The sequence below is a fragment of the Methylophaga sp. SB9B genome (assembly GCF_004832235.1).
In the GTDB taxonomy this organism is placed as follows: domain Bacteria; phylum Pseudomonadota; class Gammaproteobacteria; order Nitrosococcales; family Methylophagaceae; genus Methylophaga; species Methylophaga muralis.
Window position 1 is genome coordinate 300,083 of the sequence record NZ_SSXS01000001.1, and the last position, 8,144, is coordinate 308,226.

The window sequence follows — 8,144 nt, forward strand, 5'->3', positions numbered from 1 at the left end:
TTCCGTTTTTTGCCATCCACTTCTTCTGGACCTGTCCAGCCCTTGGGTGAACGAAGAATGATCATTGGCCAGCGTGGACGCAGATGCACACCATGTTCACGCGCATCGTTCTGGATATGCCGGATTTGTTCCATGGCTTTATCCAATGTTGCCGCCATCAGTTGATGCATCTGCTTTGGATCATCGCCCTCGACAAAATACGGTGTATAACCATAACCATAAAACAAGGCTTCCAGCTCATCATTAGGGATCCGTGCCAGCACTGTCGGACTGGCGATTTTGTAACCATTTAAATGCAATATGGGTAATACCGCGCCATCATGTTCAGGATTCAAAAATTTATTGGAATGCCAACTGGTTGCCAACGCGCCAGTTTCAGCTTCACCATCACCGACCACACAGGCCACAACCAAATCGGGATTATCAAATGCCGCACCGTAGGCATGGGATAAGGCATAACCCAATTCTCCCCCTTCATGAATCGAGCCCGGGTTTCCGGAGCAACATGACTAGGGACGCCCCCAGGAAACGAAAATTGTTTGAATAAACGTTTTAATCCCGCTTCATCCTCGGAAATCTCCGGATAGGTTTCACTGTAGCTGCCTTCCAGATAAGTATTGGCAACCAACGCCGGACCACCGTGGCCGGGGCCGGCTATATAAATCATATTGAGATCACGTTGCTTGATAACGCGGTTTAAATGCACATATATAAAATTGAGGCCGGGTGTGGTGCCCCAATGGCCCAACAAACGTGGCTTGATATGACTTGCCTGCAGCGGTTGTTTTAATAAAGGATTGTCATAAAGGTAGATTTGACCTACCGACAGATAATTTGCAGCACGCCAGTAAGCATGCATTTTGTCTAGTATGTCCTGATCGAGTGGCTGTAATGTATGCGATGTTTCAGATTTCATTTTACTTTTCCTCTTGATGATTCAGGTTCAATAGATCACACATTGACTGCGCAATCATTAATTCTTCATTGGTCGGAATGACCCAGACAGTAACTCTGCTTTGTGATGTTGAAATGCGCAGAGCATTTTGTTGATTTAATTCATTATCCAGTTCAATGCCGATAAATGCCAGTTGCTGACAAATCTGTGTCCGTATTTCCGCTACGTTTTCTCCAATCCCGCCGGAAAATACCAGGGTATCCAAACCGCCTAACGCCGCAGCATAGGCACCAATTTGTTTTCTGATCTGATAACAAAACACATCGACAGCATCCTTGGCATTTGGATCTGTCGATCGCTGTTCCAATAACTGCTGCATATCACTGGTGGTAGTTGAAATCCCCAACAATCCAGATTGCTTATTAATCATTGTTTCAAACTGTTCAGCAGTCATGCCTTCACTTCGGTTAAGTAGGCCAAATAAACCTGGGTCAAGATCACCGCTTCGACTTCCCATCACCAATCCGGCTGCCGGCGTCATCGCCATTGTGGTATCAATAGATTGCCCATTTATGACAGCGGTCATGCTGGCACCATTGCCCAGATGCGCCAAAACTATCTTGTCTTGATTCGCTTTTTCAGCATTCTGCTGTTGTAACACCTGCATTAAATATCGATATGACAGGCCATGAAATCCGAAGCGATAAATACCTTTTTCATAATATTGACGGGGAATGGGGAGTAATTTGGCAACTGTTGGCAGATGTTGATGAAACTCAGTATCAAAACAAACCATTTGTTTTAACTGTGGAAAATGCTGTTCAAACGCTTCGATTAATTGAATTTCACCCGGTAAATGCTGTGGGTCAAGAGGGGTTATTGCCGATAAATGCTTTAGCAGTGGTTTGGTGACCCATTGCGGATTTTTATACTGATGACCACCGTGAACAATTCGATGTCCGATAGCTTTAACAGAGCTGATATCAATATTTATATAGAACCAATCTATCAATACCGCAACAGCTTGCTGGTAGTTATCAGCTTTGATATCTACAGCGGATTCTTCTACCTGAATCGAGTTTATAACGCGCAGCTTGGCTGTAGGCAATCCCAGACCTGTGAGCTTGCCGGATATAATGGGGGTTAGCGATTCGGTTACGTTATACAACGTAAACTTGATACTGGATGAACCGCCGTTGATAGTTAGAAGCGTTGTTTCGAAAGGCATAATCAATCCATTAGGTTGAATTTGATCATGCCCAGACTAAATCGCTTTGTATAGTAAAGATGGAGATTAGCAACGCTAATGTTGACTTGGATCAAACATCGCCAGTGAAAGATTTAAACGGCTAAGCCACCATTTGCAGGTGGCTAACTTGCAACTTTAAATTTTACGCCAACTGGTTTTACCGGCAGCATCTTCCAATACAATTCCCATCGCCGTCAGTTCATCACGAACTTGATCTGCGCGTCCCCAATCTTTTGCCGCACGGGCTGCATTTCTATCGGCAATCAATTGTTCGATTTTACCGGTTTCATCTTGTTGACCACCGGTCAGGAAAGCTTCAGCAGATTGCTGAAACAATCCAAGTACATCACCAAAGGACAATATCAATCCGGCCAGATAAGCTGATTTTTGCTCGTCGTTTTCTTCACGGGCTTTGTTCAATGCCTGACGCACATCTGCCAATACTGATAATGCCAAGGCCGTATTAAAGTCATCATCCATGGCTTCAGCAAAACGCGGTGCAAACTCAGCGTCTTCCCGCCACGTGACTTTTTGTGGTGTGACATCACGCAGAGAATGATAAAACCTGGTTAAAGCAGTTTTTGCCTGCTCCAACTGATCTTCTGCGTAATTTAATGGACTACGGTAATGACTCATTAAAATGAAATAACGTACTGCTTCTGCTGGATACTTGGTCAATACTTCACGAACGGTAAAGAAATTACCCAGCGATTTGGACATTTTCTCGTCATCAATCCGCACAAAACCATTATGCATCCAGTAATTAACATACTGGCAGCCATGCGCCCCTTCGGATTGGGCAATTTCATTTTCATGATGCGGGAACTGCAAATCCTGCCCACCACCATGAATATCAAAATGATGGCCTAAGGTATCTGCCGACATCGCTGAACATTCAATATGCCAGCCGGGACGACCCGGTCCCCAAGGCGAATCCCAGGAAGGTTCTTCCGGTTTGGCGGCTTTCCACAAGACAAAGTCCAGCGGGTCAGTTTTAGCCTCATTGACCGCTACACGCTCACCGGCGCGCAGGTCGTCAATATGTCTGCCAGATAATTTGCCGTAACCTTCAAACTCGCTGACATCGTAGTAAACATCACCATTGTCAGCAACGTAGGCCAGGCCTTTATCGATCAGCGTTTGCACCATCTTTTGCATGGCATCAACCGCTTCCGTGGCTCTTGGTTCCAGATCAGGCCGCAGAACACCCAACGCATCGGCATCGGCATGCATTTCATCAATATAACGGTCGGTTAAGGTCTGAATCGATTCGCCGTTTTCCATCGCACGTTTGATGATTTTGTCATCAATATCGGTGATATTACGGATATAGGTCACATCATAACCACTGGCTCGCAGGTAACGCGTCACCACATCAAACACCACCATCACCCGAGCATGACCGACATGACAGAGGTCGTAAACCGTCATGCCGCAGACATACATTTTAACTTTGCCTGGTTCGATGGGTTTAAAGACGTCTTTCTGCTTTGTTAGGGTGTTGTAGAGTTTTAACATTTTATTTGTCTGAAGTATCTTTTAAGTCAATTGTCAGATTAAATACCGGTGTATCGGCGCTATGATCATAGCGATCACTGATAAAATAGCCTTCGCGTTCAAACTGAAAAACAGTTTCTGGTTCACAATTCACAATTGCCGGTTCTGCAATCGCTTTAATCACTTTTAAAGAATCGGGGTTAACGTCATCAAGATAGTTACCCGTTGCTTTCCCCGGTGCTTCAGCCAAAAATAACCGGTCGTATAAACGCAACTCGACTTCTTTGCCTTCTGTGGCCGAAACCCAGTGAATCACGCCGCGTGGTTTCATTTCAGCTGGCGGATTCTGTCCAACGGTATCAGGCACTAATGAGGCAACCACTTCAATGATTTCGCCATTGCCATCCTTGATAACATCGTCAGCCTTAATGACATAAGCACCGCGTAACCGCACATAATCATCAATCACCAAACGCTTGAACTTTTTCCGGCTCAGGCTGGTGTCTTCAGTAAAGTCGCTGGCATCAATGAAAATTTCTTTAGTGAACGGTAATGCACGCTGCCCCATGGCTTCCTGTTGCGGATGATTCGCTACTTCCAGCCATTCAACGCTTTCAGCAGCATTGGTGATGGTCACTTTCAAAGGATTCAAAACACACATAGCACGTGCTGCGTTTTCATTTAAATCTTTACGGATCTCAAATTCCAGTTGGGCTATATCCACAATCCCATCTGTTTTGGCCACGGCCAGACCGTCACAAAAAGCACGTAATGCCGCAGCAGTATAACCGCGTCTTCTCATGCCTGAAATCGTTGGCATTCTGGGATCATTCCAGCCAGCTACGATTTGTTCATCGACCAGTTGTTTTAAGTTGCGCTTGCTGGTCACCGTATAGTTAATATTGAGACGGCCAAACTCATACTGCTTAGGCTGTGAAGGCACCGGCAGGTTTTCAATAAACCACTCATACAACGGGCGATGATCCTGAAATTCCAGCGTACAGATACTATGGGTAACACCTTCAATCGCGTCGCTCTGCCCGTGGGCAAAATCATAGCTGGGATAAATGCACCACTTGTCACCGGTTTGGTGATGCGACTGCTTGCGAATGCGATACAGAATCGGATCACGCAGGTTCATATTGGGCGAAGCCATATCGATTTTCGCACGCAAAACACAAAACCCTTCAGCAAAGTCACCTTGCTTCATTTTCTCTAACAAAGTGAGATTTTCTTCTATGCTGCGATCACGAAATGGCGATTCTTTACCAGGCTTGGTCGCCCAGCCCCGATACTCACTGGCTTGTTCGGCAGTGAGATCACAAACATAGGCTTTGCCTTGTTTGATCAGATGAATTGCCCAATCGTAAAACTGCTCAAAATAGCTTGATGCATAACGCACATCACCCGCCCACTCAAAGCCCAGCCACTGCACATCTTCCATGATGGCTTCAATATATTCCTGCTCTTCTTTAGCTGGATTGGTATCATCAAAACGTAAATGACAATCACCGCCAAATTCCTTAGCCAAACCAAAGTTCAGGCAAATCGATTTGGCATGTCCAATATGCAAATAACCATTGGGCTCAGGAGGAAAACGGGTAACCACTTTTCCGGCAATCCTGCCAGAATCAATATCTTCCTGAATAATGGGGCGTATAAAATTATGATTGACGGCAGATTCTGACATATTGAATGTTTACAGTTAAATGTGAACGCGCATTATACGCTGTCAGCAGCATCGGATAACAGCGCTGTTTCGGCATGTTGCCTCAGAAAAGCTGTTTCGTGTTCACCTGAATCGCTTTGATGCACTATCATGTTGGTTTTTTGCAATTTTGGAAGTAAGCCACTATGAAAATACTCTATCGCCATTTGGCGCCACTGTTTTTTGCTTCGTTTTCTCTTGCTGCTCAGGCGGAAGGCGGCAGCACTCAAACTAAAGTGAAGCTCACCACCAATCACGGCGATATTGTTATCGCACTGGATGCTGACAAGCCCCTGAAACGGTTAAAAACTTCATTCAATATGTTGAATCCGGTTTTTATGATGGCACCATTTTCCATCGTGTCATTGAAAACTTCATGATCCAGGGTGGTGGATTTGATGAATCTTTTAAACAGAAAAAAACCGAAGCGCCAATTCAGAATGAAGCCGATAACGGCTTGAGCAATAAAAAAGGCACTGTCGCGATGGCGCGCACCGGTGATCCGCATTCTGCAACTGCACAGTTTTTTATCAATACTAAAGATAATGACTTTTTGAACTACCGTGGCAAAACCATGCAGGATTGGGGTTATGCCGTATTTGGTGAAGTCATAGAAGGTATGGATGTGGTTGATGCGATTCGCAAAGTAAAAACTACTATGCGTGGTGGCCATCAAGATGTACCTGCAGATGCTGTAGTGATTGAGAAAGCGATAGTGCTCGAATAATTCAACCCGTCCAAATCAAATGAAAACCCTGTTCATATCAGACTTACATCTTAGTCCAGATCAGCCGGAGTTAATCCGGCTGGCCACTGACTTTATTACAAAGCAGACTGAGGTAGATGCGTTTTATATTTTGGGTGATATTTTTAATACCTGGCTGGGAGACGATTTGATCCCGGCAGAATTTGATCCATTTATTCAAGCATTACAACATCAGCAGCAGCAAGGCAGCAAAATTTATCTGATGCAGGGTAATCGTGATTTTATGCTTGGAAAAGGTTTTGCCAGATTAGTTGGTGGAAGCTTATTAGATGATCCTGTAGTGGTAAATCTTTACGGTCATTCAATATTATTAATGCACGGGGATAGTTTGTGTACTGATGATGTGAGCTATCAGCGTTATCGCAATATAGTGCGTAAGCGATGGTTACAAAAGTTATTTTTGGCGATGCCGTTGTTTGTACGGCAACGTATTTCCGATAAAATCAAAGCCAAAAGCAAGCAGCAAAAACAATATAAACAGGCTCAGATTATGGACGTCAATCCAGCTGCTGTCAGACAGGTTATGAAGCAATATCAAGTTAATTTATTGCTGCATGGTCATACTCACCGCCCGGCTATTCATCAGCTGGAATCACTCGAAAACATTCTTAGCTATCGAATCGTGTTAGGTGATTGGCACTCTGAACCCAGTTATATCGAAATTACTGCTGAGAAAATACGCTTAGTCGATATGCGTTTGCTTAAGGGTGAAACTCAGCTCCTATTAGCTTGAACCGAGATATTCGTCCAAAATTTCACGTAATTTTTTGGGCGGTACATAACCCGGTAACATCTGTCCATCTTCCAGAAAAATAGCTGGTGTGCCACGCACTCCCAATTTACCACCGATTTCAAAATGCTCTGCCACCGGATTGTTTTCACATAAAGAGGTTTTTTTCACCTCTCGTTGTGCCTTGGCATCGGTCATTGCTTTTTGTTGATCTTTGGCACACCAGACTTCAATTAATTTGTTGCCTGATTCCGATTCGGCACCAGCGCGCGGATAAGCCATATAACGGATGCTGATACCCAAATCGTTATAATCTTTTACCTGGCGATGTAATTCACGGCAGTAACCACAATCAATATCGGTAAATATGGTGACGGTGTAGTCCGGTTTTTTTGCCGAAAAAATGATTAAACTTTCCTCGTTCAGATCAGCCAATATCGCATTTTTCAGATCTAACCGACGTGCTTCAGTAATATTCTCGCGTGATTCAAGAGCCAATAAATCACCTTGCAATAAATATTTACCATCGGCGGTAAAATAATAAATCCGATCGTCAACAATGCCTTCATACAAGCCGGTTTCTCCGACTGGCTTTAACGATTGCAATTGCATATCTGGTAATTGTTTTTTGAGTTCAGCTTTGAGCTTTGCCATTTCATCGGCATGAGTAAAACTCATGCAAAACAATAATGGCAACCATACCAGTCGGCTTAAATTCATTCTTATAATTCTCTTAATCTCTGAAGTTGTTAAATTGCAGTGGCATATCAATCGAATCATGACTTTTCAATAAAGCCATCACCTGTTGCAGATCATCGCGTTTTTTGCCGGTAACTCTCACACTATCGCCTTGCACTGCTGCCTGCACTTTGATTTTGCTCTCTTTGATCAGTTTGACGATGGTACGTGATAAATCTTTTTCAATACCTTCACGCACCAGTACATCTTGTTTGCGCATTTTGCCGTAACCGACTGGATCTTTTAGTTCTAAACAACTGATATCAATACCGCGTTTTACCAGTTTCATTCTGAGAATATCGAGCAGCTGATCTAACTGGAAATCACTGTTGGCAAACATGGTCAGCGTTTTGTCAGACTGCTCCACTTTGGCTTCGGTTCCGCGAAAATCAAAGCGGTTATCCAGTTCACGGTTTGCTTGATCCACCGCATTCGTCAATTCATGCATGTCTACTTCAGAAACAATATCAAATGAGGGCATTTGGCTTCTCCCAATCTAATTAATTTTTAACTCGCCAGTCTACCATCAGCTTGCATGATGCCGAAATTCATCCACGTGGA

6 protein-coding genes and 2 pseudogenes are annotated in these 8,144 nt (G+C 44.0%); 2 read left to right on the forward strand and 6 right to left on the reverse strand.

The window, feature by feature from the left end; translation table 11 throughout:
• The 4 genes and pseudogenes from E8Q33_RS16625 to E8Q33_RS01510 all read right to left on the reverse strand — a co-directional run.
• Positions 1-916, reverse strand: a pseudogene (locus E8Q33_RS16625) (phosphoketolase); the annotation flags it as partial.
• Between the two features lies 1 nt (position 917).
• On the reverse strand, positions 918-2,123 hold the full coding sequence (locus E8Q33_RS01500; RefSeq protein ID WP_136552341.1) for an acetate/propionate family kinase: 1,206 nt from the start codon (positions 2,121-2,123) through the stop codon (positions 918-920).
• A 156-nt stretch (positions 2,124-2,279) separates the two neighbouring features.
• Complete coding sequence (gene cysS / locus E8Q33_RS01505; protein ID WP_136552343.1) at positions 2,280-3,662, reverse strand: cysteine--tRNA ligase; 1,383 nt, start codon at positions 3,660-3,662, stop codon at positions 2,280-2,282.
• A gap of 1 nt (position 3,663) precedes the next feature.
• Positions 3,664-5,331 carry a glutamine--tRNA ligase/YqeY domain fusion protein gene (locus E8Q33_RS01510; protein WP_136552345.1) on the reverse strand — a complete coding sequence of 556 codons (1,668 nt, stop codon included), beginning with the start codon at positions 5,329-5,331 and terminating at the stop codon, positions 3,664-3,666.
• 164 nt (positions 5,332-5,495) lie between these two features.
• Between E8Q33_RS01510 and E8Q33_RS01515 the strand changes: the two are divergent.
• Both E8Q33_RS01515 and E8Q33_RS01520 read left to right on the forward strand, forming a co-directional pair.
• Positions 5,496-6,076: pseudogene (locus E8Q33_RS01515) on the forward strand (peptidylprolyl isomerase).
• Between the two features lie 19 nt (positions 6,077-6,095).
• A complete protein-coding gene (locus E8Q33_RS01520) occupies positions 6,096-6,848 on the forward strand; it encodes a UDP-2,3-diacylglucosamine diphosphatase (RefSeq protein ID WP_136552346.1) in 753 nt (250 codons plus the stop codon).
• On the opposite strand, the gene E8Q33_RS01525 is transcribed toward E8Q33_RS01520, so the two are convergent.
• Together E8Q33_RS01525 and E8Q33_RS01530 are read right to left on the reverse strand one after the other, a co-directional pair.
• On the reverse strand, positions 6,840-7,565 hold the full coding sequence (locus E8Q33_RS01525; RefSeq protein ID WP_136552348.1) for a thioredoxin fold domain-containing protein: 726 nt from the start codon (positions 7,563-7,565) through the stop codon (positions 6,840-6,842). The two genes, E8Q33_RS01520 and E8Q33_RS01525, sit on opposite strands and share 9 nt — an antisense overlap.
• 13 nt (positions 7,566-7,578) lie before the next feature.
• Entirely contained in the window at positions 7,579-8,064 is a 486-nt protein-coding gene (locus E8Q33_RS01530) for a YajQ family cyclic di-GMP-binding protein (RefSeq protein WP_136552350.1), read from the reverse strand.
• Between the last annotated feature and the right edge of the window lie 80 nt (positions 8,065-8,144).

What these genes read in the sequence shown, in the direction of transcription:
- E8Q33_RS01500 (WP_136552341.1), bottom strand. Translation starts at nt 2,123, where the DNA reads ATGCCTTTCGAAACAACGCTTCTAACTATCAACGGCGGTTCATCCAGT.
- cysS (WP_136552343.1), bottom strand. Translation starts at nt 3,662, where the DNA reads ATGTTAAAACTCTACAACACCCTAACAAAGCAGAAAGACGTCTTTAAA.
- E8Q33_RS01510 (WP_136552345.1), bottom strand. Translation starts at nt 5,331, where the DNA reads ATGTCAGAATCTGCCGTCAATCATAATTTTATACGCCCCATTATTCAG.
- E8Q33_RS01520 (WP_136552346.1), top strand. Translation starts at nt 6,096, where the DNA reads ATGAAAACCCTGTTCATATCAGACTTACATCTTAGTCCAGATCAGCCG.
- E8Q33_RS01525 (WP_136552348.1), bottom strand. Translation starts at nt 7,565, where the DNA reads ATGAATTTAAGCCGACTGGTATGGTTGCCATTATTGTTTTGCATGAGT.
- E8Q33_RS01530 (WP_136552350.1), bottom strand. Translation starts at nt 8,064, where the DNA reads ATGCCCTCATTTGATATTGTTTCTGAAGTAGACATGCATGAATTGACG.